27 protein-coding genes and 1 pseudogene are annotated in these 23,461 nt (G+C 65.8%); 17 read left to right on the top strand and 11 right to left on the bottom strand.

Translation table 11 applies throughout. The features are described 5' to 3' along the window. Positions 1–8: 8 nt before the first annotated feature. Positions 9–575: an AAA family ATPase gene (locus J2R80_RS31350; protein WP_141342062.1), complete on the bottom strand. Its 567-nt coding sequence runs from the start codon at positions 573–575 to the stop codon at positions 9–11. A gap of 213 nt (positions 576–788) precedes the next feature. Here J2R80_RS31350 and J2R80_RS31345 point away from each other — a divergent pair, with 213 nt between their 5' ends. The 3 genes from J2R80_RS31345 to J2R80_RS31335 all read left to right on the top strand — a co-directional run bounded on the left by J2R80_RS31345 (position 789) and on the right by J2R80_RS31335 (position 3,797). Next, entirely contained in the window at positions 789–1,955 is a 1,167-nt protein-coding gene (locus tag J2R80_RS31345) for an ABC transporter substrate-binding protein (protein ID WP_141342059.1), read from the top strand. 132 nt (positions 1,956–2,087) lie between these two features. After that, the gene (locus tag J2R80_RS31340; RefSeq protein ID WP_141342056.1) at positions 2,088–3,305 is read left to right on the top strand and encodes an MFS transporter; all 1,218 of its coding nucleotides are present in this window, start codon (positions 2,088–2,090) and stop codon (positions 3,303–3,305) included. Positions 3,306–3,320: 15 nt separating this feature from the next. Continuing rightward, positions 3,321–3,797: a hypothetical protein gene (locus J2R80_RS31335; RefSeq protein WP_253639926.1), complete on the top strand. Its 477-nt coding sequence runs from the start codon at positions 3,321–3,323 to the stop codon at positions 3,795–3,797. A gap of 12 nt (positions 3,798–3,809) precedes the next feature. On the opposite strand, the gene J2R80_RS31330 is transcribed toward J2R80_RS31335, so the two are convergent. Both J2R80_RS31330 and J2R80_RS31325 read right to left on the bottom strand, forming a co-directional pair. Further along, a complete protein-coding gene (locus J2R80_RS31330) occupies positions 3,810–4,457 on the bottom strand; it encodes a glutaminyl-peptide cyclotransferase (RefSeq protein ID WP_057019817.1) in 648 nt (215 codons plus the stop codon). A 133-nt stretch (positions 4,458–4,590) separates the two neighbouring features. Then, positions 4,591–5,811, bottom strand: a complete 1,221-nt coding sequence (locus J2R80_RS31325; protein ID WP_076831834.1) for a helix-turn-helix domain-containing protein — start codon at positions 5,809–5,811, stop codon at positions 4,591–4,593. 92 nt (positions 5,812–5,903) lie between these two features. Here J2R80_RS31325 and J2R80_RS31320 point away from each other — a divergent pair, with 92 nt between their 5' ends. Then, a complete protein-coding gene (locus J2R80_RS31320; RefSeq protein ID WP_246786707.1) occupies positions 5,904–6,152 on the top strand; it encodes a hypothetical protein in 249 nt (82 codons plus the stop codon). Between the two features lie 5 nt (positions 6,153–6,157). Here J2R80_RS31320 and J2R80_RS31315 read toward each other — a convergent pair whose 3' ends face one another. Next, positions 6,158–7,249, bottom strand: coding sequence for an adenylate/guanylate cyclase domain-containing protein (locus J2R80_RS31315; protein ID WP_141342283.1), 1,092 nt, complete (start codon positions 7,247–7,249; stop codon positions 6,158–6,160). Between the two features lie 77 nt (positions 7,250–7,326). Here J2R80_RS31315 and J2R80_RS31310 point away from each other — a divergent pair, with 77 nt between their 5' ends. Then, positions 7,327–7,785: an SRPBCC domain-containing protein gene (locus tag J2R80_RS31310; RefSeq protein WP_057019819.1), complete on the top strand. Its 459-nt coding sequence runs from the start codon at positions 7,327–7,329 to the stop codon at positions 7,783–7,785. 7 nt (positions 7,786–7,792) lie between these two features. On the opposite strand, the gene J2R80_RS31305 is transcribed toward J2R80_RS31310, so the two are convergent. After that, positions 7,793–8,434, bottom strand: coding sequence for an HD domain-containing protein (locus tag J2R80_RS31305; protein WP_057019820.1), 642 nt, complete (start codon positions 8,432–8,434; stop codon positions 7,793–7,795). A 205-nt stretch (positions 8,435–8,639) separates the two neighbouring features. On the opposite strand from J2R80_RS31305, the gene J2R80_RS31300 reads away from it, so the two are divergent. Together J2R80_RS31300 and J2R80_RS31295 are read left to right on the top strand one after the other, a co-directional pair. After that, positions 8,640–9,605: a GlxA family transcriptional regulator gene (locus tag J2R80_RS31300; protein WP_141342284.1), complete on the top strand. Its 966-nt coding sequence runs from the start codon at positions 8,640–8,642 to the stop codon at positions 9,603–9,605. A gap of 90 nt (positions 9,606–9,695) precedes the next feature. Then, positions 9,696–10,262 carry a hypothetical protein gene (locus J2R80_RS31295; protein WP_018271230.1) on the top strand — a complete coding sequence of 189 codons (567 nt, stop codon included), beginning with the start codon at positions 9,696–9,698 and terminating at the stop codon, positions 10,260–10,262. A gap of 21 nt (positions 10,263–10,283) precedes the next feature. Here J2R80_RS31295 and J2R80_RS31290 read toward each other — a convergent pair whose 3' ends face one another. Beyond that, positions 10,284–10,637 carry an MmcQ/YjbR family DNA-binding protein gene (locus tag J2R80_RS31290; protein WP_057019824.1) on the bottom strand — a complete coding sequence of 118 codons (354 nt, stop codon included), beginning with the start codon at positions 10,635–10,637 and terminating at the stop codon, positions 10,284–10,286. A 193-nt stretch (positions 10,638–10,830) separates the two neighbouring features. On the opposite strand from J2R80_RS31290, the gene J2R80_RS31285 reads away from it, so the two are divergent. From J2R80_RS31285 to J2R80_RS31265, 5 genes are all read left to right on the top strand, one after another. Continuing rightward, positions 10,831–11,463 carry a PadR family transcriptional regulator gene (locus J2R80_RS31285; RefSeq protein WP_246786708.1) on the top strand — a complete coding sequence of 211 codons (633 nt, stop codon included), beginning with the start codon at positions 10,831–10,833 and terminating at the stop codon, positions 11,461–11,463. Between the two features lie 23 nt (positions 11,464–11,486). Next, positions 11,487–12,131 carry an O-methyltransferase gene (locus J2R80_RS31280; RefSeq protein WP_141342285.1) on the top strand — a complete coding sequence of 215 codons (645 nt, stop codon included), beginning with the start codon at positions 11,487–11,489 and terminating at the stop codon, positions 12,129–12,131. A gap of 108 nt (positions 12,132–12,239) precedes the next feature. After that, positions 12,240–12,935: a GNAT family N-acetyltransferase gene (locus J2R80_RS31275; RefSeq protein ID WP_253639925.1), complete on the top strand. Its 696-nt coding sequence runs from the start codon at positions 12,240–12,242 to the stop codon at positions 12,933–12,935. 100 nt (positions 12,936–13,035) lie between these two features. Beyond that, positions 13,036–13,911 (top strand): glyoxalase III HchA, encoded by an 876-nt coding sequence (hchA, locus tag J2R80_RS31270; RefSeq protein ID WP_253639924.1) that lies wholly within the window; start codon positions 13,036–13,038, stop codon positions 13,909–13,911. Between the two features lie 156 nt (positions 13,912–14,067). After that, positions 14,068–14,772 (top strand): PA1136 family autoinducer-binding transcriptional regulator, encoded by a 705-nt coding sequence (locus tag J2R80_RS31265; protein WP_141342288.1) that lies wholly within the window; start codon positions 14,068–14,070, stop codon positions 14,770–14,772. 48 nt (positions 14,773–14,820) lie between these two features. Here the strand turns inward: J2R80_RS31265 and J2R80_RS31260 are convergent, their stop codons facing one another. Further along, a complete protein-coding gene (locus J2R80_RS31260) occupies positions 14,821–15,762 on the bottom strand; it encodes a LysR family transcriptional regulator (protein WP_141342289.1) in 942 nt (313 codons plus the stop codon). A gap of 97 nt (positions 15,763–15,859) precedes the next feature. Between J2R80_RS31260 and J2R80_RS31255 the strand changes: the two genes are divergently transcribed. Continuing rightward, positions 15,860–17,083 carry a CynX/NimT family MFS transporter gene (locus J2R80_RS31255; protein ID WP_141342290.1) on the top strand — a complete coding sequence of 408 codons (1,224 nt, stop codon included), beginning with the start codon at positions 15,860–15,862 and terminating at the stop codon, positions 17,081–17,083. A gap of 62 nt (positions 17,084–17,145) precedes the next feature. Next, positions 17,146–17,490: a Lin0512 family protein gene (locus tag J2R80_RS31250; protein ID WP_076831854.1), complete on the top strand. Its 345-nt coding sequence runs from the start codon at positions 17,146–17,148 to the stop codon at positions 17,488–17,490. A 32-nt stretch (positions 17,491–17,522) separates the two neighbouring features. Here the strand turns inward: J2R80_RS31250 and J2R80_RS31245 are convergent, their stop codons facing one another. Continuing rightward, entirely contained in the window at positions 17,523–18,404 is an 882-nt protein-coding gene (locus J2R80_RS31245; RefSeq protein ID WP_141342291.1) for an SDR family oxidoreductase, read from the bottom strand. A gap of 79 nt (positions 18,405–18,483) precedes the next feature. Between J2R80_RS31245 and J2R80_RS31240 the strand changes: the two genes are divergently transcribed. Continuing rightward, a complete protein-coding gene (locus J2R80_RS31240) occupies positions 18,484–19,188 on the top strand; it encodes a glutathione S-transferase family protein (protein ID WP_141342292.1) in 705 nt (234 codons plus the stop codon). A gap of 5 nt (positions 19,189–19,193) precedes the next feature. On the opposite strand, the gene J2R80_RS31235 is transcribed toward J2R80_RS31240, so the two are convergent. Together J2R80_RS31235 and J2R80_RS31230 are read right to left on the bottom strand one after the other, a co-directional pair. Next, positions 19,194–19,739, bottom strand: coding sequence for a disulfide bond formation protein B (locus tag J2R80_RS31235; protein ID WP_141342293.1), 546 nt, complete (start codon positions 19,737–19,739; stop codon positions 19,194–19,196). An 8-nt stretch (positions 19,740–19,747) separates the two neighbouring features. Next, positions 19,748–19,906 (bottom strand): DUF5993 family protein, encoded by a 159-nt coding sequence (locus J2R80_RS31230; protein ID WP_168855627.1) that lies wholly within the window; start codon positions 19,904–19,906, stop codon positions 19,748–19,750. A gap of 140 nt (positions 19,907–20,046) precedes the next feature. Here J2R80_RS31230 and J2R80_RS31225 point away from each other — a divergent pair, with 140 nt between their 5' ends. Continuing rightward, positions 20,047–21,375: a dicarboxylate/amino acid:cation symporter gene (locus J2R80_RS31225; RefSeq protein ID WP_076831866.1), complete on the top strand. Its 1,329-nt coding sequence runs from the start codon at positions 20,047–20,049 to the stop codon at positions 21,373–21,375. A gap of 426 nt (positions 21,376–21,801) precedes the next feature. Further along, positions 21,802–22,443, top strand: a complete 642-nt coding sequence (locus tag J2R80_RS31220; protein ID WP_141342294.1) for a glutathione S-transferase family protein — start codon at positions 21,802–21,804, stop codon at positions 22,441–22,443. Positions 22,444–22,599: 156 nt separating this feature from the next. Here the strand turns inward: J2R80_RS31220 and J2R80_RS31215 are convergent. Then, positions 22,600–23,344 (bottom strand): annotated as a pseudogene (locus tag J2R80_RS31215) (LysR substrate-binding domain-containing protein); the annotation flags it as partial. Positions 23,345–23,461: the final 117 nt, after the last annotated feature.

Genomic DNA, 23,461 nt, shown 5'->3' with positions numbered 1-23,461 from the left:
CGGCCTGATCAGGCCTCAGTCAGGATGCCGCCGCCGAGCGTCGCCAGCACGAAATCGGCGCGCGCGGACGGCGATAGCTTCGGCAGGTGGATCACGTCGTAGCCGAGCGTCGGAAGCGTCTCCATCAGCCGCCGATGCTCCGCCGTGGCTGCTTCGAAGCCGTGCCGCCGCTCCGAATCGGTGAGGTAGATCTCGGGCCATGGCGGCGTCATGAACACACGACCGTGGTAGCGATGGATGGAGCAGGTCGGGTGCAGCACCGGCTCGCCTGTCAACGCCTGCAGCGCCGACGCCGCGTCGACGAGGCCGCGATCGAAGAACACCCATCCGGAATGGGCTTTGGCCATCTCCATATCTTTCAGTGCGACGTCAATGGCGCGATGCAGGAATGCTGCCGCATCGACCCACGGCAGCGCCTTGCCGCCGGACGCGAGCTCATGGGCGATGATACGGCGACCGGGCTCCTCGACGACCGGATAGCCGCGCGCACGCAGATCGGCCAGCAGCGTCGATTTTCCGGCGCCGGAGCAGCCGGAGATCAGGACGAAGCGGTTTTGCAAAGGGGATCCTTTCATCGATCATGACAAGGCGTGGGCCGGCACTCCGCGGATGCGGGTTGCCGGATAGGCCAGAAATTTTGGGGAAGAAGGCGCGCGGAAATGTCTCGACGCGCGGAGTGAGCATAGCCTCGAATGTGACGCAAATGGGGGGCGCTTGACGAATTCTTCAGTGCCACGCCGATAACCTCGATCAAGCATGGTTGTATCAAGCTTGAAGGGACGACGTATATGGCATCACGCTCGATCATCTGCACGACGCTCGCGCTTCTGCTCTGCGGTGCGCTGCTTCAGCCTTCGCGCGCCGCTGAACCCGGCGAACCGATCCGCGTCGGCGCGGTGCTGCCGTTTTCCGGCGGTGTCGAGCTCTACGGCCAGCAGGCGCGGCTCGGGCTCGATCTCGCCGCCAAGGACATCAACGCGGCCGGCGGCATTCTCGGCCGGCCGGTCGAAATCATATATGCCGACGACAAGACGCGGCCGGAGGCGGCCGCTGACGCCATGCGTTCGCTGGTCGACAAGGACGGCGTGCTGGCGGTGGTCGGTCCGATCACCTCGCGCAACCTGAATGCGCTGGTGCCGATTGCCGAGAGCTCGAAGACGCCGCTGCTGTATGCCACCAATTACGAGGGCGGCAAATGCAGCCGCTATCTGCTTTCGTTCGGCGCGGTGCCGAACCAGGAGCTCGGCCAGCTGCTGCCCTACATGACGCAAACCTTCGGCAACACCTACTTCCTGCTCGGCGCCGACCGGGTCTGGCCGCATCAGATGTTCGGCATCGCGCAGCCCTTGATCGAGAAGCTCGGCGGCAAGGTGGTCGAGACCAAATACACGCTGGGGACGGAGACCGACTTCTCTCCGCTGATCAAGGAGATCGCGGCGAGCAAGGCCAAGGTGCTGCTGTTCGCGCTGAAGGGCGACGGGATGGATTTCATCCGGCAGGCCGACGAGGCTGGGCTGTTGAAGGACATCACCGTCGCTTTTCTTGGATTGTCGGAAGTCGACCTCGGCATCTTCCGCGGCAAGGGGCAGAACATGGTGACCGTGGTGCCGGCGGTCGCGGCGAGCGAGGATCCTGCCGTCAAGGCATTCGTCGCGAAGGCCCGCGCCGCCGCGGAGCCGGGTGTCGCGGTGTCGAACTATGTGATGACGCATTACAACACGCTGATCGCGCTCAAGGCGGCGGCCGAGAAGGCCGGCAAGCTCGACAAGGAGGCGATCATCGACGCGATGGCGGGTCTCACCGTTCCGTCGCCGACCGGCCCTGTCACGCTCGGCCAGGATCATCACGCGGCGATGAACATGTTCATTGCCAAGACACAAGGTTCCGAGCTTGTGCAGATCCGCGCGCTCGGTGAGATCGCGCCGGAGCCGGGGTGCAGTCTGGCTGGCCGCTGACCAGCTGGAATATCTCGGTAGCCGCGCCAGACGCCATGCTCGCAAAAAAGTGAGCTGGCGGGCACGCCGGCTGTCGGTTCCGCTCCGGTCCGTTCGTCTTGCAGCCAGAACGAACTGCATGGGAGTTCCGGAATGAGCAATTCGACCTACCGCTGGGTGATCGTCGCGGCCGGCGGCCTGCTCGGCTGCGTCGCGATCGGCGGCATGTTTTCGCTGCCGGTGTTCCTCCAGCCCATGGCGCGCGAGACCGGCTGGTCGGTGACCGGCATTTCCAGCGCGATGACGATCGGCTTTCTCGCGATGGCCTTCACCAGCATGATCTGGGGCACGCTGTCCGACCGCTTCGGGCCGCTTCCGGTGGTGCTGACCGGATCGGTCGTGCTGGCGGCAAGCCTCGCGCTGGCCAGCCAGACAACATCGCTGCTGGCCTTTCAGTTCGTGTTCGGCGCGGTGGTCGGCGCGGCAACGGCGGCGATCTTCGCGCCGATGATGGCCTGCGTCACCGGCTGGTTCGACACCCATCGAAGCCTCGCCGTTTCGCTGGTGTCGGCCGGCATGGGCATGGCGCCGATGACGATGTCGCCGCTTGCGGCCTGGCTGATCTCCCACCACGACTGGCGCACCGCGATGCTGATCGTCTCGGGCGTGGTCGGCGCGATCATGATCCCGGTCTCATTCCTGGTGCGCCGCCCGCCGGCGCTGCAGGGCGACCACGCTGAAGCGGTCTCCGAAAACGGCGAACCGCCGATGTCGCTGGCGCAGGCGCTGCGCTCGCCGCAATTCATCATCCTGATCGCGACCAATTTCTTCTGCTGCGCGACCCATTCGGGCCCGATCATCCATACCGTGAGTTACGCGGTCACCTGCGGCATTCCGATGGTTGCTGCGGTGACGATCTACAGCGTCGAAGGGCTCGCCGGGATGGGCGGCCGCATCGCCTTCGGCCTGCTCGGCGACCGCTTTGGCGCCAAGCGCGTGCTGGTGCTCGGATTGCTGGCGCAGGCGTTCGGCGCGCTCGGCTACGTCTTCGTGCGCGAGCTCGCCGCATTCTACGCGGTCGCCGCGATCTTCGGCTTCATCTATGCCGGCACCATGCCGCTGTATTCCGTGCTGATCCGCGAGAATTTTCCGCTGCGGATGATGGGTACGGTGATCGGCGGCACCGCGATGGCCGGCAGCCTCGGCATGGCGACCGGACCGCTCGCCGGTGGGCTGATCTACGACACCTTCGCGAGCTACACGTGGCTCTATGTCGGCTCCTGGGCGGTCGGCATCGGCGCGTTCCTGATCATGATGACCTTCCGCCCGATGCCGGCGGCGCGGCCCACGGCGGTGCCTGCGCCGGCATGAGGTTTTAACTCCGTCATGCAGCGCGCCGCTCGGACCGACGCATTGGTCTTGCCGAGCGGCGGGCAAAAGGGGCAACGTTGTGGTGTCATTGCATCGGTCGGGCGTCTACGGCTGAATGCCATGACTGTTGGCACGACGTCAGGCGCACGAGAGCCCACTATGTACCGTGATCTCCAATGGTCCCCGGCCGAGAAGAAGATTGCGCGCAAGGCCTATGATTCGGCGGTGGAGTGCGCACTCGCCAAGGTGATGGTCGAATTCAAGAGCAGGGCCGTTGCGGCAGCGACGCCGTCGGAGATGTGGGAAGTTGGCGAGTATCTGCACCAGCGAAGGAGGGAGCTCGATGAGATGTTCGACTATCGATACTCGCAGCTCCCGCTTGTCTTCGCACGGCTCATCCGAGAACAGCATCTCGACGAGGCGCTGCTCGCGGGTTTGTCGGACGAGAAGCGCCAGGTGATCCGCTCTATTCTTTCACTGGCCGAAAGGTGATCGCAAATCGCTTCACGTGCGGCTGCGCTTCGGTCGCCGGATGGCACGCACCTTGTTGTTGGCGGAGCCGCTTCCGCAGAAGAAGCGGTCGGCGCCGTCGGACTCGAGGCCAGAGACGAACACGCCCTGCGGCATCTCCAGCTTTTCCATGACTTCGCCGGTCTGCGGGTCGATGCGCCGCACGTCGCTTTCATCGCCTTCCCAGGTGCCGTGCCAGAGTTCGCCATCGACCCAGGAGACGCCGGTGACGAACCGGTTGCTTTCGATGGTGCGCAGAACCTTGCCGGTTTCCGGATCGATCTGAACGATGGTGCGGTCGCGATACTGGCCGACCCACAGCGAGCCCTCCGCCCAGGCGAGGCCCGAGTCGCGGCCGCCGCCGGGTGAGGGGATGGTGGATATCACGCGCCCGCTGTTCGGCTCGATCTTCAGAATGCGGTCCTCGGCGATCTGATAGAGGTGCTTGCCGTCGAAGGCGGTGCCGGCATGAGCCGCGATCTCGAGGGTGCGGGTGGTGTTGCCGCTGTCGGGATCGAAGGCGACCAGGCGATCGCCGGCCGCGAACCAGACCTGCTCGCCGTCGAAGCTGACGCCGCCGACGTTCTCGACGCCGTCGAAGGGACCGTATTCCCGGATGATCTCGGCCGTGGCCTTTTTCATGTGCGCTCCTGTCGCCTGGAGCTTCAATTCTGATTGAATCAGAATCGAGGCTCCAGAATCCTGCTTTGACGCGTTTTCTTCACGCGAACCGGTATCCGCTTCGCTCGAAAACGCTTCCGATTGCGCCCCGATGCTAGCCGTTCGGCAGCGGGGCAGGGAGTAACAACGTCGTCGTGAATCCCGGCACCGGCGGCGTCATCCAGCGCCGGGCGCGGGCGCGGCCGACCGATTGCACCTTGCCGGTGGCGGCCAGCGCGTCGAGCGCACGCTGCACGGTGCGCTGGCTCGCCCCTAGTGCGACCGACAGCGCCGAGCTCGACCAGGCCTCGCCGTCGGCGAGAAAAGCCAGCACCGCGGCATGCTCCTCCTCGACCGGCAGCGCCAGCACGGTCACCTCGCGCCGGCCATGCGGCTGGAGCACAAAGCCGTCAGGCGTGGCGCTGAGATCGGCCAGCGGCCGCAGCGCCCGGCGCAGCCGTCCGATCTCGACCCGCAGCCGCGCCCGGTGTGATTCATCGGCGTGCTTGCCGCGAAACGCCCGCGCGATCAGCGTGCCGCGCGACACGTCCTGCGGCCACGCTTCGCCCAGCGCGCGGGCAAGCGCGAACAGCACTGGCCGCCGGGTCAGCGAGACCGTCGTGCCGATATCGCGCACGACGTAGCGGCAGGCATCGACGACGAGCGCCTTCGACGCCATCAGGGCTTCGACCTCCTCGAGCAGGAGGGGCCGCTCGCTACCGCGCGCGATCAGGCGCGCCGCGGGCGTGGCGAGCAGGCGCGCGGTACTCTCGACCTCGGCCGCGAGCTCGGCGATGCCGGCGCGGCGCGCGGCTTCCCTTGCGAGGGCCAACGCTTCGCGTGCCGGCTTGGTCTGCAGCCGCCGCATCGCGATTCCGGCGACGACCAGTTCATGGCCGACCCGCAGCGCCGGCGGGAACGGTGCCGGGTCGAGGCCAGCAAGCATGCGCTCGGCCGCATCGAGGCTCCCGATCAGCATCAGGCGGCGGATTTCGAGATAGCCGGCGTGGGCGGCGTTGAGTGCATCGCCTCGTGCCGCGAGCGTTGCGCGCGCCGCGGCGAGGCTCTTGCCGGGGAAGGAAAGGTCGCGCGACACCAGCGCGATCTCGGCCTCCGCGACCACGCAACGTGCCCGCGCGACCGCTTCGCGCGGGCCGAAGGCGCGGCCTGCGCGCCGCAGCAGCTCCTTGGCGCGGGCGAAATCGCCGAGCCGGGCCATCGCGATGCCGCGCAGCGCCAGCGCCGGCGCATCGTCGCGCAGGGCCACCCGTTTCAGTGCGCCGAGGGGATCACCCGCCGCGAGCGCGCGCGCCGCAGCTATGATCAACGAATCCATTCGAATCCCGACACACTTGTCACTCTCACCCTCCGAGGCCCGGTCCTAACCTAGCACATGACGACATGGATCATCTCCAGAGAGATCGAACGATGACCGGTTTCGAAACACGAGAAGATTGGGTGAGGGGGCGGCTCAGCGGACGCGGGCCCATCGTGGCGCGCTTTCTGTCGCTGGCGGCGGCACCGACTTTCGCGGTGATGGCGCTGGTTGCCGCGATGGCGCCGGCCGACATGATCTGCGGCGCCATGCAGGGCCCGCTGTCATTGCAGGGGATGGTCCCGATGTACGTGCTGATGAGCGCGTTCCATCTGTCGCCCTGGCTGCGGCTGTTCCGATGACCGGCTCATCCCTCCGCCAGAGTGAAGACCGCGCAGGGCCGCGCGATGCCGCGCAGCTCATGGGTGCCGAGCGCGACCAGCGGCGTCTCGGTCTCGGCGGCAACGGCGTCCGAGACCAGCACGGTCTGCTCGAGCGGCTTGCAGAGCCCTTCGAGCCGGCTCACCAGATTGACCGCGGCGCCGATCGCGGTGAAGTCGAGGCGGTCGGCGGCGCCGATATTGCCCCAGTGCACCTCGCCGAGATGCAGCGCCGCGCCGAATGGCAACGGCGGCAAGCCCTGCTTGCGTCGCTCTGCATCGAGATGGGCCATACCGACGCGCGCCGCCGACACCGCGCGCAATGCCGCCTCGGATGCGCTGCGCGCGCTGGTCGTGACCGGAAAGATTGCAAGCAGGCCGTCGCCGATGAATTTCAACACCTCGCCGCCGAAGGCGTGGATGGCGCCCGCGATGCGGTCGAACCAGGCATCGAGCGCCGCGATCACCTCGGCAGGCGGATGGCTTTCCGACAGCGCGGTGAAGCCGCGGAGGTCGGCAAACAGCAGTGCTGCCCGGATGGTTTCGCCGGTATTGCGCCGCAATGGCGATGCCAGAACGCGCGCGGCGCTGCGCCGGCCGAGATACGCCTCCAGCGCCGCCGTCAGTGTCGCGCGCGCCGCGAGCGCGGCGAGCGGCGCGGCCATGAACCGCGCCGCCTCGCGCAATTGATCCGCCTCGGCAGGCGTGAAGGCGCGTGTCCCGATCCAACCAAGGGTCGGGCCGTCCGGCCGCGTTCCAATCGTGCCCTCGTGGATCGGGCCGGGCGCGAGAGTTCCGAGCCAGCGCCGGCCGGCGTCGCCGGATCCCACCATATCGGGCATCGCAAAAGGTTGTTCCGGCGCGAATCCGAGCGCTTCGATGACCTCGCCATTGTCGGCACGCCACAGCCAGGTTCGTCTTGCAATCAGGGGGTGCGGAACCTCGAGCGTCAGAGCGCCGCCGGCAAGCGGCAGGCCATCCGTGATAAGGTGGCTACCGAGGTCCGCCAACAACCGGTTGGCGCCCGCGGTCTCGGCGGCGGCGTCGACCAGCCAGCTCAACGTCCAGGACAATTGCATCACACCATCATGGGGTTGACGCACCACCCTTGTCACGAATTATCCCTGAGCGCCGACTGTCAATGGAGCATGGATCTATGACTGAAGCCTTCATCGTTCAACGCGAGATCCAGATCGCAGCCCCGGCTGCAACCGTGTTCGCCTTCCTGACCGATCCGCAAAAGATCGTAAGCTGGATGGGGCTGGAAGCCGCGACCGAGACGCATCCCGGGGGCCTCTACTTCCTCAAGGGGCTCGGCAGTGATCGCAGCCGCGCCGCGCGCGGAGCGTTCCGCGAGGTCGTGCCGGTGCATCGTCTCGCCTACAGCTTCGGCTGGGAGGGCAGCGAGGAAGTGCCGCCGGGATCGAGCCTGATCGAGATCGACCTGATGGAGCAGGACAACGGCACGCTGCTCCGCATGACCCATAGCGGCCTGCCGAACGCCGCGCAGTGCGAGAGCCACGACAAGGGTTGGGCGCATTACATGGGCCGGCTCTCCCACGCGGCCGCCGGTCGGGATCCCGGCCCCGACCACGGTCCTGCCAACCGCCATTGACGTCGCGTCATGTCGGCCATTTCGAGCCGAGGATGATCGAGCAGAAGTTCGTCCTGGTATAGTTCATGTCCTTCAGCGCCAGCACGTCGGCCTTGACGTTGCCGAAGGTCGTCAACGGCTTCCTGATGGTGCCGGCGGCGAAATGATCGATGATGTTCTCCTTGAAATTCGCCTCGCGCGGATGGTGCGCGCAGACATGGTCGCGGTGCTCGTGCGAGAAATCGTCGTAGGCGATGCCGAGCACGTCCATCTCGACGCCGGCGGTGACCAGCGCAATGGTCGGACGCATATGCTCGGGGACGCCAGGCGTGGTGTGCAGGGCGATTGAGGTCCAGACATCCTCGATGTCGCGCTCCGGAACGCCATAGCCCTTGAGGAAGTCGCGTGCAGCGTTGGCGCCGTCGACCTCGAAGCGCAGATCGGGGCTCGCGTGAGCAGCGGTGAGGCCCATGTCGTGGAACATGGCGCCGATATAGAGCAGTTCGGGATCGAATTTCAGCTTGCGGCGGTTGCCGGTCAGCGCGCCCCAGAAGAACACGCGGCGGCTGTGATTGTAGAGCAGGGCGTCCTCGGTATCCCATACCAGCTGGGTGGCGGCGCGGGCCATCGCGCTGTCGGGTACGCGGATGCCGGCGATGATCTCGGTCATTTCAAGACGCTCCTCGATGTGGCAAGACGATGCCGTGGCGTGCGAACACGCGAGCCCGGCGCTTGTCTCTGCGGTGTGTGCGGATCGCCGGATGGCGCGATCCGTGGGGTGCTTGTCGCCCGTTTTGGCCCGATCCCGCAACGATCGCGCGCCGCCGGATCGGGCCAACCAGACGTCGTTTCGCGCCAGCGGGCAGGGAGAAGGCATGGCGGTTCAGAGGGTCGCGATCGCGATTCACGAAGGGGTTCAGGCGCTCGATGTCGCGGGTCCCGTCGACGTGTTCGCGGAGACGAACGGCTTTGTGCCAGCGGGCGATGGCTATGAGACCGTGCTGGTCGGTGCCGACTGCGAACCGCTCCGCGCGTCGAACGGCATGAAGATATCGGCCGATCTCAGCTTCGCCGAGGCACAAGAGAGGTTCGATATCCTGCTGGTGGCGGGCGGGCCGGCATTGCCCGATGCCGCGCCGGATCCCGAACTGACACAGTGGCTGCGTGGGGCGCCCGCGCGCGCCGAGCTCTATGGTTCGATTTGCACCGGCGCCTTCGCGCTCGGCCATGCCGGGCTGCTCGACGGCCACAAGGTGACGACGCATTGGCAGAACGCGCAGCGGCTGGCGGCGCGCTTTCCCGCGGCCGAGGTGATCTTCGACCGCATCTACATTCGCGACGGACATCTGATGACCTCGGCTGGCGTGACCGCGGGGATCGATCTCGGGCTCGCGCTGGTCGCCGAGCGGCACGGGCCGCAGGTTGCGGTCGCGGTGGCCAAGCGCCTGGTCGTGGTGGCGCAGCGCCAGGGCGGGCAGTCGCAATTCAGTCCCTATCTCACCGCGCCGGTCGATGAGGATTCGCCGATTGCGCGCGCGCAGGCGCATGTCATGCAGCATGTCGGCGAGCGCCACACGCTGCAGTCGCTGGCGGAAGCCGTCGGCATGAGCGTGCGCAATTTCGGCCGCGCCTTTGCGCAGGAGACCGGAATCACGCCGCACGAATTCGTCGAGCGGGCGCGGGTCGACGCCGCGCGCCGGCTGCTCGAGGGCTCAGACCGGCCGCTGAAGGCGGTTGCATTCGACTGCGGCTTCGGTTCGGCCGACCGGATGCGGATCGTGTTTACCGAGCGGCTCGGCGTGTCGCCGGCGCAGTACCGCGCGAGTTTTCGCAAACTGTGATGCGGTTCATCAACCGGAGGCTGTATCGGGGATAGGATCGACGTCGCCGACGCCGGATCCTGCCACACATCTTCTCCCGAGAGGCCGCCCATGGACGCGCTCACGCTCTTCATCATCCGTCATGCCGAGAAGCCGGGCGATTCCTGGCCGGGACCCGGTTTCACCGCGGATGGCGTCTCAGACACCGAGTCGCTTGTGCTCCGTGGGTGGGAGCGTGCGGGCGCGTGGACCGCGTTGTTCGGCACCGATCTCACCGGCGGTGACTATGCCAAGCCCGATGCAATCTATGCCGCGACACCGGGCACCACGGCCAATCAGCCGCCGTCGAGCCGTCCGGCCGAGACGATCTCGGCGCTTGCCGCACGGCGCGGCCTGACCCCGAACGAAAGCTTTGGCAAGGGCGATGAGCCGAGGCTGGTGCCTGCGGTGCTGGCGCTGAAGGGCGTCGTGCTGCTGTGCTGGGAGCACAAGGCGATCATCTCCGATATCCTTCCGCTGATCCCGGTCAGCAAGGGCACCCCGCCGACCAAATGGGAGGGCAGCCGGTTCGACGTCGTGCTGCGCTTCGACCGCGCCAAGGGCGACGACAAGTTCGCCTTCAAGGAGCTGTTCCCGAAATTGCTGTCGGGCGATTCCGACAAGCCGCTGGGTGGTTGAGCCGCGTCGCGGCTCCGGCGATCAGTCGAGCCCGAGCGCCTTGCGCGACTTCCGCGTGAGCTTTCCGGCGATGAGCGCATGCGCCTGGTCGAGATAGGCCTTGAGCTCAGCGTCGGGCAGGGAGTCGTTCGCCATCAACTGCACCCATTTGGCGCGCGCCAGATACGGCGCCGGCCGCGCCAGGCCCTGCTCGATCAGAAGGTGATAGGCCATGTTCGAGGTCTTGAACATGAAGCCGCCGGTGCTCTCGATGTAGCCGCCGGCCAGCGCGAACATCTTGCCGCCGACCTTGAACACCGACGTGCCTTCCCATTGCACCACCTTGGTGGCGGCGGGCAGGCGCAGGCAATGGGCTTCGAAGGTCTTGGGGCGCATGAGTCGCGGGGCTGGAAGGCGTTCAAAGCCATAGGCCAGCCGCATGAAGGTCGGCAAGCCCCGGACTGAGAGCCCGGCCAGTCCTCGGCCAGCAGTCGTCGCCGTGCATTTCGGAAATTTCACGAAAATGTGGGTTGTTGTCCCTCCATCTGTAGATATATCGTAAGATATGTTTTCAGTAAGGAATGCACAAATGAGACGATCGATGTTTCGCGACCGGGACGATGACGGCTTCCGGTTTGGGTTCTTCGCCATGGGCCGGCATGGCAGGGGCGGTCACCGCTTTGGCCGCGGCGGCCATGGCTTCTTCGGGCGGGGTGGCGGCGGTGATTTTCCGGGATCGCGGCGGCTTTCGTCGCAGGATCTGCAACTGGTCATCCTGGCGCTGCTCGGCGAGCAGCCGGCGCACGGCTACGAGCTGATCAAGAGGATCGAAGAGCGGTCGGACGGCTTCTACAGCCCGAGCCCGGGCGTGATCTATCCGGCGCTGACGTTCCTCGAGGAGATCGGCCATGCCAGCGTCACCCAGGACGCGGCGCGCAAGCTCTACAGCATCACCGAGCAGGGCATGGCGTATCTCGGCGAGAACCGCGCGACCGCGGATACCATTCTCGAGGCGCTGTCGCGGATCGGCCGCCGCATGGAGGAGGTGCGCGAAGCCTTCGCCGGTGTGAGCGATCTCGATGGCGAAGCCTCCGACGAGGTGCACCGCGCCCGTCACGCGCTGAAGAGCGCGCTGCGCCAGAAGCGCGGCTGCGATGCCGCAGAGGCGCGGCGGATCGCAAAGATCCTCGACCGCGCGGCCGCTGAGATCCTGCAGCAATGACGCAGTCGCAAAGGAGCCCCTTCATGTACAACGCCGAACCGCACAGCGCGATCCGCGATGCCCGCGTCACGGCCGTCATCGAGCGCCTGCAGGCCACCCGCCGGGCGCCCGTGCGCGGCAATCCGATGCAGAGCGGCAGCCGCGACCCGCACGACTATGCCGAGCAGGGATTCTCGATCCACCCGGAGCAGGGCGAGCTGATCTATCTGTTGTGCCGCGGCTTGCGCGCCCAGCGCGTCGCCGAGTTCGCGACCTCGGTCGGAATGTCGACGCTCTATTTCGCCGCCGCGATGCGCGACAATGGCGGCGGCACCGTGATCGGGTCGGAGATCGTGCCGGCCAAGGTCGCAGCGGCGAAGCGCAATCTTGCGGAGGCCGGCCTTGCCGACTACGCCGACATCCGCGAGGGCGATGCGCGCAAGACGCTGCGCGATCTCGGTGGTCTCGTCGACTTCATCCTGATCGACGGCTGGCCGGGCGACAAGGGGCCGACGCTGGCGCGCCAGGTGATCGAGATCGTCGCGCCGCAGCTTCGGGTCGGCGGCTACGTCATGAACGACAATGCCGAGGCGGATTTCCTGGAGTTCGTGCGCGATCCCGACAATGGCTTCGTGTCGATCACGCTGCCGCTCAAAGGTGGCACCGAGCTCTGCCTGAAGGTGGCGTAGCGGGGTTTCACCTGCTGGCGTGATTGTGAGCCACAACCACAACACGCCATGCTGGATTTTGCCTGCGCTTCTTGCTCTGTTCGAGGAAAATCAGGAGCGAAGCGCCGCATGTCCGAAGTCCCGCCCAATCATCCGCTCGATCGCCCAATCTGGAGCGCGCTGACCACGAGACAACGCGAGCTGGCGGAAGGCGGCACCGATGCGCGGCGCTTTCCGCTCGCGATCGCACCCTTCGCCGACATGGTCGACATGTCGCCAAGGAGCTTTGCCGCGCTCGGTGCACTGCTGTCGGGACCTGACATCGCGGTGCTGTTCACGCCCGATCCTGTCCCGGTGCCGCCGCAGTTCAAGGTGCTGCTGGCCGAGACCGGCGAGCAGATGATCGGCGTGCCCGCGGACCATTCTGTGCCCGGCGTCGAGATCGTCACGCTCGGCGCTGCCGACGTTCCTGCGATGATGGCGTTGACGGAGCTGACAAAGCCCGGCCCGTTCAGTGTGCGGACGCATGAGCTCGGCAGCTTTCTCGGCATCCGCATCAATGGCGAACTGGTCGCGATGACCGGCGAACGGATGAAGCCGGGGAACTACACCGAGATAACCGCCGTCTGCGTGCATCCGGAGCATCGCGGCCATGGCTACGCGCAGGCGCTGCTGTCGGCGGTCGCCCGCCAGATCGTGGCGCGCGGCGAAATTCCATTCCTGCACGTCTTCACCAGCAACGTCTCGGCGATCGCGCTCTATCGCCGCCAAGGCATGGAGATTCGCCGCCGCCTGCACATCACGGTGTTGCAGAAGCAGGGGTAGGGATGCGCGGCAAAGTGGGTTGAGGGAAATCCCTCATTCCTCATCGCGGATCTCGTGCTTACCTTTGCCGGATCGCAACACGATGAGAGAGGATATCTCGATGTCCGAGCAATCCCAGGACAAGCGTCCCGTAGCCGATCCGGCGGAGAACAATGCTTACTCTCCGTCGCCTTACTCGCTTGGGCAATTCACCTCGGCCAAGTCGGATCTCTCCGGCGCAGACTATCCCAACGCCTACAGGGGCGGCCGCTGGAAAATTCTGATGATCGCCGCGGACGAGCGCTATCTGCTGTTGCAGAACGGCACGATGTTCTCGACCGGCAACCATCCCGTCGAGACCTTGTTGCCGATGTATCATCTCGACAAGGCGGGCTTCGAATTCGATATCGCGACCGTGTCGGGCAATCCGGTCAAATTCGAGCTCTGGGCGTTTCCGAAGGAGGATGACGCGGTCAAGAGCATCTACCAGAAATATCTCGCCAGGCTGAAGCAGCCGCTGAAGCTCTCCGACGTGATCGAAAACAAGCTCGGCAAGGATTCCGACTATATCGCGGTGTTCATCCCGGGCGGCCATGGTGCGCTGATCGGCTTGCCCGAAAGCACCGACGTGAAGGCCGCCCTGAAATGGGCGCTCGACAACGACAAGCACATCATCTCGCTTTGCCATGGCCCGGCGGCGCTGCTGGCGTCCGCGGTCGGCGAAGCCAAGGGCGACTATCCCTTCAAGGGCTACAAGATCTGCGCATTTCCCGACGCCATCGATCGGACCACGCCCGATATCGGCTACATGCCGGGCGCGCTGACCTGGGCGTTCGGCGAACAGTTGCAGGCGCTCGGGGTTGAGATCCTGAACAAGGACATCACCGGCAAGACCCATCAGGATCGCAAGCTGATCACCGGTGACAGCCCCTTCGCCGCCAATAATGTCGGCAAGGCAGCCGCAAGGGCTCTGCTCGATACGCTCGGCGGGCACTGAGCGGGCGGCGGCTCAACCTGCGGGCGGGGTGAACCGCGCCCCGCCGCCGGTGGCGGGCCAATGTCGCGCGCCTTGCAGGCCGACCTCGCTTGAGGGAAAATCCTCAACGCGCTCGGCCGCGCGCGACCGGCCTTCCGCACGACACGATGGCACCGCATGGACCGCTACATCGAAGCCGTGGTTGCGATCGAGGGCAGCGAGAGCTTGCCCGCGATCCAGGCGGCGGTGCGGTCCGCGAGCGTGCCGCTCGGCTACGACCGGTTCGTGATGTTCTCGGCGTCGCCGGCACGTGAGGACCTGGTTGACCGGATCTACTGGGTCGAAGGCGACTGGTTCGGCAAAGGCGTGACCGTCGATGCCGAGACCTATGTCCGGCATTGTCCGGTGACGCGCAATTTCCTCAATGTGGACCAGGCGTTTTTCTGGTCCAAGGTGATGTCGGCGCGCGGCGAGAAGTATCGCGTGGTGCGCACGCCGCGCGGGCCCGGTTTCCATGGGCTGCAGGTTCCGGTGTTCGGGCGCAGCGGCCTTGAAGGCGCGATGAGCTTCGCCGGAACGCGGATCGATGCGTCGCCGCGGACGCGTGCGGCGCTGACGATGATCGGCGCCGCGGCCTTCCGCGCCGCCCGCGGGCTGATGGAAGCGCACGAGCCGAACGGTGCGTCGAGCCTGTCGCCGCGGGAGCGCGAGGTGTTGCGCTGGATTTCGGCGGGACGACGCCAGGCCGACATCGCGGCATCGCTCGGCCTGTCCGAACGCACAGTCGAGAACCATTTGCGGCGTGCGCGGCTTCGGCTCGGCGTCGCCACGACCGCGCAGGCCATCCGGCTTGCGATCCGCAGCGGCGAGATCGAGGACTGAGGCGCTTGCGGTCGGCCGCCACAGGGCCGGGCGAGCGATAGCTGCGGCTCAGTGTTTCTTCGCCGTCTTCGCCCTGATCTTCGGCGCATGCGTGCCCGCAGCGATCCGCGTCAATGCATCGGCAAATGCACGTGCCGCAGGTCCCAGCGGTTCATCGAGCCGGTGGGCGAGATAGGCCTCCATCGCGAGCGCGGCGTTGCGGCCGAGCGCGCCGGTTTCGACCCGCACCAGGCGGCGCTCCTTCAGGTCGCGCGCCACCTGCCAGAGCGGCAGCCGGCCCCAGCCGAGCCCGGCCAGGATCATGGCGTGCTTGGTGTCCTGATTGCTCACCCGGCAGATCTGCGGCGAGAGCACGCCGAAGCTGCGGCCCTCCGACAGCGGGGTCGGATCCGACAGCACGATCTGCAGATGATCGGCGAGATCCGCCACGCTCTTGCGGCCGCGGCGCGCGAGCGGATGGCCGGCGGAGGCGACGGCGACGATCTGCACCGCGCAGATCGCATCGAGCGCAAGACGCGGATCGCGAAAATCCTCGCCGAACGTGACCGCGAGCGTGCTGCGCCGTTCGGTCAAGCCAGCGATCGGACCGCCCATCGGTTCGACCGCGAGCCGCACGCCGACGGACGGATAGGCCGCCCGCATTTCCGTCAGCGCCGCGCCGACGGCGGCGATCGGAAACAGCGTATCGACCACCAGCGACAGTTCCGATTCCACGCCATCGCCCAGGCCGCGTGCCCGCGCCCGCATCGCGTCGACACGAAGCAGCAGGTCGCGCGCGTTGCCCAGCAGTGCCTTGCCCTCGGCCGTCAGCGCTGGGCGATGGCTGGAGCGGTCGAACAGCGTCAGGCCGAGTTCGGCCTCGAGGTTGGCGATGGCATGGCTGACCGCGGATTGCACCCGCGCCAGTTTGGCCGCGGCGGCGCGGAAGCTGCCGCTCTCGGCGACGGCGACAAAGGTGCGGATCTGATCGAGCGTGAGGTTGTCGAGCATGATCTATGAAATCGATCAATCGGATGCAAAACATATCACTCCTGTCGATGGTCGGGAAACGCTATCTCTTTGCTCTGACCCAGGGCGGAGTGGACGCATGACGATCGAGACGGCCGTGATGCAGCAGAGCGAGGCGAAGCGATGGGCCACGGTCGCCATCGTGATCGGTTGCGGGATCGGCGCGGCGCTGCAGGTCGGCAAGGTTCCGATTGCCGCCTCGATGCTGCAACAGAGCCTCGGCATCGACCTTGCCGCGGTCGGAACGATCGCCGGCATCTTTGCGGTCCTCGGGCTTGTCGGCAGCGTTCCGGCGGGCGTGGTGATTGCCGCGGTTGGTGCTCGCAAGGTGCTGCTGTGCGGGCTCGCGGCCGTCACGCTGGGGGCAGCCTCGGGCGCGCTCGCGCCACAGCTAGCGGTGCTGTTGGCGTCGCGCCTGCTGGAAGGGCTCGGCTTCCTGCTGGTGATGGTCGCGGCTCCTGCATTGCTGGATCGTGTCGTCGATGTCAGCGCGCGCGACGTCACCATGGCGGTGTGGAGCTGCGTGATGCCGTTCGGGATCGCGCTGGCGCTGGTCGCCGGCCCGATCTTCGATGGCTGGCGCACGATCTGGTGGGCCAGTGCTGCCTTTGTCGCCCTGCTGTTCGTACTCGCCGGCGTCATTGTGCCTGAAGTGGCATCGCGGACCGGCCCGGCGCGGAGCGGCCTGATGCAGGAAGCCACCGCGCTGGCGCGGCGCCGCACCCCGGCGCTTCTGATGGTGCTGTTTGCGCTCTACAGCCTGATGTTCTTTGCGTTGTTCAGCTTCCTGCCGATCCTGCTGACCGAGCGGCTCGGCGTGTCCAGTCAAGGCGCCGGCGGGCTGAGTGCGTTGGCCGCGGCCGGCAACATCGTCGGCAATCTCGCCGCCGGTCATCTGCTTGCGCGCGGCGTCAGCCGCAACTTGCTGATTGCCGTGGCGGCATTCGTGATGGGCACGTCCGCGCTTGGAATCTTCCTGCCGGTGCTCGGCGGCTGGGGCGCATTCTGGCTGTGCCTTTTGTTCTCCGCGATCGGCGGCCTGATCCCGGCGACGTTGCTTGCAACCGCACCCGCCGCGGCGCCATCGGCGGCGATGGTGCCTGTCATGATGGGCCTGTTGATGACGGGCAGCAATTTCGGCCAGGTCACCGGTCCAATCGCGGTCGGCGCCGTGGTCTCGGCATGGGGCTGGGGCGCGGCCTGCATCATGGTGGTGGCTGCGGCGATCCTTGCCGGTATTGCGGCATGGATGCTGGCGCGCGGCGATCACAAGCGCGTAAGCGAGGCGAGGGACCCGGCTTGACGCCGCGCACGCAGGGGCCGAAGGAGTGAAGGTCTCTCACGCCAACGACAACAGGAACCTTCATGACACGCGTGCGCTGTATCACCGAAATGGGCATGGGCGTCGACGTCCACGGCCGCGACGCCACCAAGGCCGCCAAGCGGGCCGTCTCGGATGCCATCCGTCATTCCAGCCTCGGCTTCTTCCGCATGCTCGGCAAGACCGCCAACGACATGTTCGTCGACGTCACGATCGCCGTGCCGAATCCCGAAGATGTCGATATCGAAGCGGTCGCGAAGGAATTGCCCTATGGCACCAAGACCGTGAAGGCGATCGCGGGCGGGCTCGAGATTCCGTCCGATCTCGGCAACGACCCGATCCTGATCGCGAACGCCGCCGTCATCGTCAGCTTCGACGACGGCAAGTGAGGGAAGCGCGTCGGGCGACCGCCATGCGGGCGTTATTCGCCGCCTCTGAAATAGTCGGGCTTGCCGGTCGTCCAGGTCTCGCCCCAATGCTGGCCGCCGCCGTCGACGGTCAGCGTCTCGCCGGTGATGAACTTGCCGGAGGGCGCGGCGAGGTAGACGGCGGCCTCCGCAATGTCCCAGGGGGTGCCCGGGCGCATCATCGGATTGGAGCGCGGGTAGGCGGCGCGCGCCGCTTCGCTGTAGACGTTCCAGCCCTCGGTCTCGATCGCGCCGGGCGCGATGCAGTTGATGCGGATGTTCAGCGGCGCCCATTCGACCGCGAGCGCGCGCGACAGGCCGATCACGCCGGAGCGTGCCGCGATCGAGTGTGCAATGCCGTAGAGGCCGTGCGTCGTGACCACGACGATATTGACGATGCTGCCGGGATGCTTGCGGTCGCGCCAGCGCTGCGCCGCGGCCTGCATCATGTACCAGGTGCCGTTGAGGTTGGTGTTGATGACCGCATTCCAGCCCTTGATCGAGACGTCGATCGCGGGTTGCGGGAACTGGCCGCCGGCGCTGTTGACGAGATGATCGACACGGCCGTGCTCGGTCCACAGCGCCTCGAACATTGCATCGACCGCGTCGGGATCCTTGATGTCGGCGACATGCGCGGACGCCTTGAGCCCGCGATGGACGAGACGATCGACCAGTGCGTCGAGCCTGCCGGCATTGCGGCCTGCGACGACGACATGCGCGCCGAGCCGCGCGAACAGCCATGCGATGGCGCGGCCGATGCCGCCGGCGCCGCCGGACACCACGACCACCCGACCGGCGAGCGCATCGGGGGCGAACACGGTCGGGTGCGTTGCGAGTTCGTCGTCGGAGAGGCCGAGCATTGCGCCTGTCGTTGCGCCCGTCTGTTGATCGTTCATGGCCGGTTGCAGACCTTGCGGCTTTCACTGAGCTCCGTACATTAGCCGTCCAACAACAACCCTGCAAAAGAATGTCGACATGACCGACTTGTCTGCCTTTGCCATCACAAAACGCTGGCCCGCCCAGCATCCGGACCGCCTGCAGCTCTATTCGCTGCCGACGCCGAACGGCGTGAAGGTCTCGATCATGCTCGAGGAGATCGGGCTGCCCTACGAGGTCCATCTCGTCGACTTCAACAAGGATGACCAGAAGGCGCCGGAGTTCCTGTCGCTGAACCCGAACGGCAAGATTCCGGCGATCCTCGATCCCAACGGCCCCGGCGGCAAGCCGCTGCCATTGTTCGAATCCGGCGCTATCCTGCAATATCTCGCCGACAAGACCGGCAAGCTGCTGCCGGTGGACGTCGCGCTCCGCTATCAGGCGATCCAGTGGGTACATTTCCAGATGGGCGGCATCGGACCGATGTTCGGCCAGGTCGGGTTCTTCCACAAATTCGCCGGCAAGGATTACGAGGACAAGCGGCCGCTGCAGCGCTACGTCGCCGAGTCGAAGCGCCTGCTCCGCGTGATGGAGACGCATCTCGCCGGACGGCAGTGGTTCATGGACGATGAATACAGCATCGCCGACATCTCGATGCTCGGCTGGGTGCGCAATCTGATCGGCTTCTACGGTGCGCGCGAGCTCGTCGAATTCGACGAGTTCACGCAGGTCGCGGCCTGGCTGGAGCGCGGTCTCAAGCGGCCGGCGGTGGAGCGCGGATTGAACATTCCGAAGCGTCCCTAGGCAACCTACTTCAGCAGCTCATAGACGATGGGATTGTCGGCACAGGCGGCAAAGCCGCACTCGAGCAGGGTGGAGAACACATTCAGTGCCGTCAGCCCGACCACCAGCCACACCGCACCTTGCGCGAACCTGCCGGGCGAGCTGCCCGGCGCCGCGCGGTGCTCGAACTGGCGGTCGAACAGCAGTATCGCCGCGAGCAGCACGATCGCGACGACAAATCCGATCAGCGCCCACGTATAATAACGATAGCCGAGCAGCGCCGAACCGTAACCGGCGTCGCCGGGGAGGATGTGCAGCAGCACCTGCCGGGCCGAGACCGTGGCGCCAAGGACGGCCGTCAGCAGCGACAACGCATAATGACTCGGCCGTGGCCCGAAGCGGATATTGAGGATCGGCCCGATCGCCAGCAGGGCGAACAGGATGCGCTGCAACAGACAGAGCGGGCAGGGCAGCTCGTGGAGCAGCAGCTGCGCGGCAAAGGCGGCGGCCAGTACCAGCGCCAGCCCATAGAGCGCGACGGCATTGAGGGTGACGGCCTGCGTGTCGTTCATGGCCGGCCTCAGAACGACAAAGTGAGACGGTCGGTGGCGTGGTGCAGCAAGGTCGCGACGCAGGCGATCAGGATCACCGCGAACAGACCGATCGCGACGGGACGCGGGCCACGCCAGGCCACCAGCAGGGCGATGGTGATGGCGAGAAACAATGCCGTGAATTCCATTCCCAGCCTCCCGATGCGAGCCGGCCGCAGTCTATGACAGATTCGTGTGCGCTCGCGACGGTGCGAATGGGCATTGTCGCTTGCGCGCGGCTCCGCCAAGATGGCATCACCAGTTGAGTTCATCCCAGCCGGGGCACCTCATGACCACAGCCGCCATCAAGCCCGTTGCCCATCCCCGTCATCAGCCCTGGTACAAGATCCTCTACGTCCAGGTGCTGATCGCGATCGTGGCAGGTGTCCTGATCGGATATTTCTATCCGAATCTCGGCAAGGAATTGAAGCCGCTGGGCGACGGCTTCATCGCGCTGATCAAGATGATGATCGCGCCGGTCATCTTCTGCACCGTGGTGCACGGCATCTCCTCGATGGGCGACCTCAAGCGCGTCGGCCGGGTCGGGTTGAAGACCTTGATCTATTTCGAGGCGGTGTCGACGGTGGCGCTTGCGGTCGGTCTTCTGGTCGGCGAGCTGCTACAGCCCGGCCACGGCTTCAACATCGATCCTTCCACGATCGATCCGAAATCGGTCTCCAATTACGTCACGCAGGCCAAAGAGCAGGGCATCGTTGCCCATCTGATGGCGATCATTCCGGACAGCTATCTCGGCGCGGTCGCGCGCGGCGACCTGTTGCAGGTGCTGCTGATCTCGATCCTCTCGGGCTTCGCCATCGCTCTCATGGGCAAGGTCGGCGAGCCGATTGCGTCAGCGATCGACACGGCCGCCAAGATGTTCTTCGGCATCATCCGGATCATCGTCCGCGTCGCGCCGCTCGGCGCATTCGGCGCGATGGCCTTCACGGTCGGCGCCTACGGCCTCGGCTCGCTGCTGAATCTGGCAGCGCTGATCGCGACCTTCTACCTCACCAGCATCCTGTTCGTGCTGATCGTGCTGGGCGCCATCGCGCGGCTCGCCGGCTTCTCGATCATCCGCTTCATCGCCTATATCAAGGACGAGCTCCTGATCGTGCTCGGCACGTCGTCGTCGGAGACGGTGCTGCCGCAGATGATCCAGAAGATGGAGCATCTCGGCGCCTCGCGCTCGGTGGTCGGCCTCGTGGTGCCGACCGGCTACAGCTTCAATCTCGACGGCACCAACATCTACATGACGCTGGCGACGCTGTTCCTGGCGCAGGCCACCAACACGCATCTGACGATCTGGCAGGAGCTCGGCATTTTGGGCATCGCCATGATCACCTCGAAGGGCGCGTCCGGCGTCACCGGCGCCGGCTTCATCACGCTCGCCGCAACGCTGTCGATCGTGCCCGATATTCCGATCCAGTCGATCGCGATCCTGGTCGGCATCGACAAGTTCATGAGCGAGTGCCGCGCGCTCACCAACCTGATCGGCAACGGCGTCGCCTGCGTCGTGATCAGCCTGTCGGAAGGCGAGCTCGACAAGCAGGCGCTGCACGAGACGATGGCGCATCCGCTCGAGCTCGGCGAGGCGCTGGAGCCGGGCGGCTCAGGCTAGAGCAATATGAAGTTAAGGGGCCGTCGGATAGGGCGCTGCCAAAATATCGAAAACAACCCCATGCAAAGCAGCCGGCGGCGGCCGGTGTTCGAGCAGGCATGTTCGAGCAGGCAACTTGACATGTCGGGCAACTCAGGGATACTCTTCTAATATTCCGAAATTGCGCAGGTGTCCGCTCGTCCCAAGGCTGTCGCATATGGCATCTGCGGGCCTCTGCAACTGACTGCGTCGCAGGCGGGAGAGGGGAACGCGTCTCGTTCGCGGCCGCAGCCCAGGTCGTGAACCCATGAAGTGGGAAGGGCCCGCACTGTAGGATGACGACTATGCGCCAAGCCTTGCGTGCATGATGCTCCATCGATAGTCCGTGGCGGGACTGGCTCACCTCAGCGAGTTCGTCCATCCAGCCCAATCCAGGAACGCTTAACTATGCTCACCGTCTATGGCGAAGGTCGTGGCTTCCGTGTTGTCTGGCTGCTCGAGGAACTAGGGTTGGCTTATCGGCTGCGCCCGGTCGATCTGTTCGCAGTCGAGAATGATCGCGATTTCCTCGCCATCAACCCTGCCGGCTTCATTCCGGTACTGCAGGACGGCGAGACGATCATGGTCGAATCGATCGCGATTCTCGAGTACCTGCTCGCCCGGCACGGCTCAGGTTCGCTTGCCGTTGCTCCGGACGATCCCGCCTTCGCGTCCTATCTGCAATTTCTCCATCTGGGCGAGGCCGGGCTCGCCGGGCCGATGAACGCCGTCATTGTCGGTCGCCAACTGGCGCCCGAAGCCGAGCGAGATGCCCGGGTTACCTGCTGGGCATTCGAGACCTTCGAGAGCCGGCTGGGGTTGGTTATCCGCCGCCTCGCGGATTGCCCCTATCTCGCCGGCGACCGATTCACCGCTGCCGATATCTCGGTGAGCTACGCCCTTCTGCTCGGCATGCGAACCGGCAACTACGTCCCCGGTCTTACCGAGCGGGACTATCTCGCCCGCACGACGGCACGCCCTGCCTACACGCGAGCGATGGAAAGCTGTCAGGCCACCAAGGCTTGGGCGGCGAGATCACCGGGATTGTAGTGCTCGCTTCAAGCCGGCTGTGGCTCCACGCTTACAAGTCCACTGCCCGGGCTGTGTACTCATTAGCGGCTGGCGCTGATGTGCGCTCAACCCCCACAGCGGCGAAAAAGCGGTCATCTCCCGAGATCGCCGAACGGCCGCAAGCGGGAGTGCCGCCTACTTCCCTCGATAACCGAAGAGCTTCAACCAGCAGCGAGAATGCCGGTGAAGGTTGACGACGGCTAGGGTAGTACAGGTGGTATCCGGAAAATGGAGGACACCAATCCGACAGTACCCGAACGAGCCGTCCGTCGGAGACGTAGGGCTGCACGTTACGCTCCATCAGGTATGCGAGGCCAAAGCCGTTCAACGCCGCTTGCAGGAGCGGGCCTGCGCCGTTGAAGACGAGCTGGCCGTCGACCCGCACGTTGAGCGCGCGCCCGTCCTTCTCGAATTCCCAAGCGTAGAGCCCGCCATGGGTCGGCAGGCGCAGGTTCAGGCAGTTGTGGCTGGTCAGATCCTGGGGCGTGCGCGGCCTCTTTCGGTTGGCAAAATATGACGGAGCGCCCACGACCGCGGACCGCAAATCCGGTCCGACGCGAACGGCAATCATGTCTTTGGCGACCAGCTCGCCAGGTCGGATACCGGCGTCGTATCGCTGCGCAACGATGTTCGCCAGGCCGTAGTCGACAATGACTTCGACACTGATGTCCGGGTAATTCGGCAGGATCTTCGCCAGGGCGGGCAGCAGGATCGCTTCGGCGGCGTGTTCGGTCGCAGTGATCCGGATGTTGCCGGCCGGTTTCTCCCGCAACTCGCCAAGGGCCGACAGCTCGGCGTCCATTTCCTCAAATTTCGGCCCGACGCTTCGGAGCAGGCGCTCTCCCGCCGGAGTCGGCGCAACGCTTCGCGTGGTGCGGTTGTACGCCGCGGCCTCTCGGCTCAACAATCGGCGTCTCTGGAATACTGGATCACCCGCATGCGCGTGTGATGACACTGAGCAAGCTGAGTAAGCCAATTCCGTCACTCTGAGCAGCGC

The organism is Bradyrhizobium sp. USDA 4541, assembly GCF_024171085.1.
Lineage (GTDB): Bacteria > Pseudomonadota > Alphaproteobacteria > Rhizobiales > Xanthobacteraceae > Bradyrhizobium > Bradyrhizobium australafricanum.
This window is presented reverse-complemented; position numbering and strand designations above follow the sequence as displayed.

Excerpts from the sequence above, each read along its gene's own strand:
- J2R80_RS31350 (WP_141342062.1), bottom strand. The coding sequence starts at position 575 with ATGAAAGGATCCCCTTTGCAAAACCGCTTCGTCCTGATCTCCGGCTGC.
- J2R80_RS31345 (WP_141342059.1), top strand. The coding sequence starts at position 789 with ATGGCATCACGCTCGATCATCTGCACGACGCTCGCGCTTCTGCTCTGC.
- J2R80_RS31340 (WP_141342056.1), top strand. The coding sequence starts at position 2,088 with ATGAGCAATTCGACCTACCGCTGGGTGATCGTCGCGGCCGGCGGCCTG.
- J2R80_RS31335 (WP_253639926.1), top strand. The coding sequence starts at position 3,321 with ATGCAGCGCGCCGCTCGGACCGACGCATTGGTCTTGCCGAGCGGCGGG.
- J2R80_RS31330 (WP_057019817.1), bottom strand. The coding sequence starts at position 4,457 with ATGAAAAAGGCCACGGCCGAGATCATCCGGGAATACGGTCCCTTCGAC.
- J2R80_RS31325 (WP_076831834.1), bottom strand. The coding sequence starts at position 5,811 with ATGGATTCGTTGATCATAGCTGCGGCGCGCGCGCTCGCGGCGGGTGAT.
- J2R80_RS31320 (WP_246786707.1), top strand. The coding sequence starts at position 5,904 with ATGACCGGTTTCGAAACACGAGAAGATTGGGTGAGGGGGCGGCTCAGC.
- J2R80_RS31315 (WP_141342283.1), bottom strand. The coding sequence starts at position 7,249 with ATGCAATTGTCCTGGACGTTGAGCTGGCTGGTCGACGCCGCCGCCGAG.
- J2R80_RS31310 (WP_057019819.1), top strand. The coding sequence starts at position 7,327 with ATGACTGAAGCCTTCATCGTTCAACGCGAGATCCAGATCGCAGCCCCG.
- J2R80_RS31305 (WP_057019820.1), bottom strand. The coding sequence starts at position 8,434 with ATGACCGAGATCATCGCCGGCATCCGCGTACCCGACAGCGCGATGGCC.
- J2R80_RS31300 (WP_141342284.1), top strand. The coding sequence starts at position 8,640 with ATGGCGGTTCAGAGGGTCGCGATCGCGATTCACGAAGGGGTTCAGGCG.
- J2R80_RS31295 (WP_018271230.1), top strand. The coding sequence starts at position 9,696 with ATGGACGCGCTCACGCTCTTCATCATCCGTCATGCCGAGAAGCCGGGC.
- J2R80_RS31290 (WP_057019824.1), bottom strand. The coding sequence starts at position 10,637 with ATGCGCCCCAAGACCTTCGAAGCCCATTGCCTGCGCCTGCCCGCCGCC.
- J2R80_RS31285 (WP_246786708.1), top strand. The coding sequence starts at position 10,831 with ATGAGACGATCGATGTTTCGCGACCGGGACGATGACGGCTTCCGGTTT.
- J2R80_RS31280 (WP_141342285.1), top strand. The coding sequence starts at position 11,487 with ATGTACAACGCCGAACCGCACAGCGCGATCCGCGATGCCCGCGTCACG.
- J2R80_RS31275 (WP_253639925.1), top strand. The coding sequence starts at position 12,240 with ATGTCCGAAGTCCCGCCCAATCATCCGCTCGATCGCCCAATCTGGAGC.
- hchA (WP_253639924.1), top strand. The coding sequence starts at position 13,036 with ATGTCCGAGCAATCCCAGGACAAGCGTCCCGTAGCCGATCCGGCGGAG.
- J2R80_RS31265 (WP_141342288.1), top strand. The coding sequence starts at position 14,068 with ATGGACCGCTACATCGAAGCCGTGGTTGCGATCGAGGGCAGCGAGAGC.
- J2R80_RS31260 (WP_141342289.1), bottom strand. The coding sequence starts at position 15,762 with ATGCTCGACAACCTCACGCTCGATCAGATCCGCACCTTTGTCGCCGTC.
- J2R80_RS31255 (WP_141342290.1), top strand. The coding sequence starts at position 15,860 with ATGACGATCGAGACGGCCGTGATGCAGCAGAGCGAGGCGAAGCGATGG.
- J2R80_RS31250 (WP_076831854.1), top strand. The coding sequence starts at position 17,146 with ATGACACGCGTGCGCTGTATCACCGAAATGGGCATGGGCGTCGACGTC.
- J2R80_RS31245 (WP_141342291.1), bottom strand. The coding sequence starts at position 18,404 with ATGAACGATCAACAGACGGGCGCAACGACAGGCGCAATGCTCGGCCTC.
- J2R80_RS31240 (WP_141342292.1), top strand. The coding sequence starts at position 18,484 with ATGACCGACTTGTCTGCCTTTGCCATCACAAAACGCTGGCCCGCCCAG.
- J2R80_RS31235 (WP_141342293.1), bottom strand. The coding sequence starts at position 19,739 with ATGAACGACACGCAGGCCGTCACCCTCAATGCCGTCGCGCTCTATGGG.
- J2R80_RS31230 (WP_168855627.1), bottom strand. The coding sequence starts at position 19,906 with ATGGAATTCACGGCATTGTTTCTCGCCATCACCATCGCCCTGCTGGTG.
- J2R80_RS31225 (WP_076831866.1), top strand. The coding sequence starts at position 20,047 with ATGACCACAGCCGCCATCAAGCCCGTTGCCCATCCCCGTCATCAGCCC.
- J2R80_RS31220 (WP_141342294.1), top strand. The coding sequence starts at position 21,802 with ATGCTCACCGTCTATGGCGAAGGTCGTGGCTTCCGTGTTGTCTGGCTG.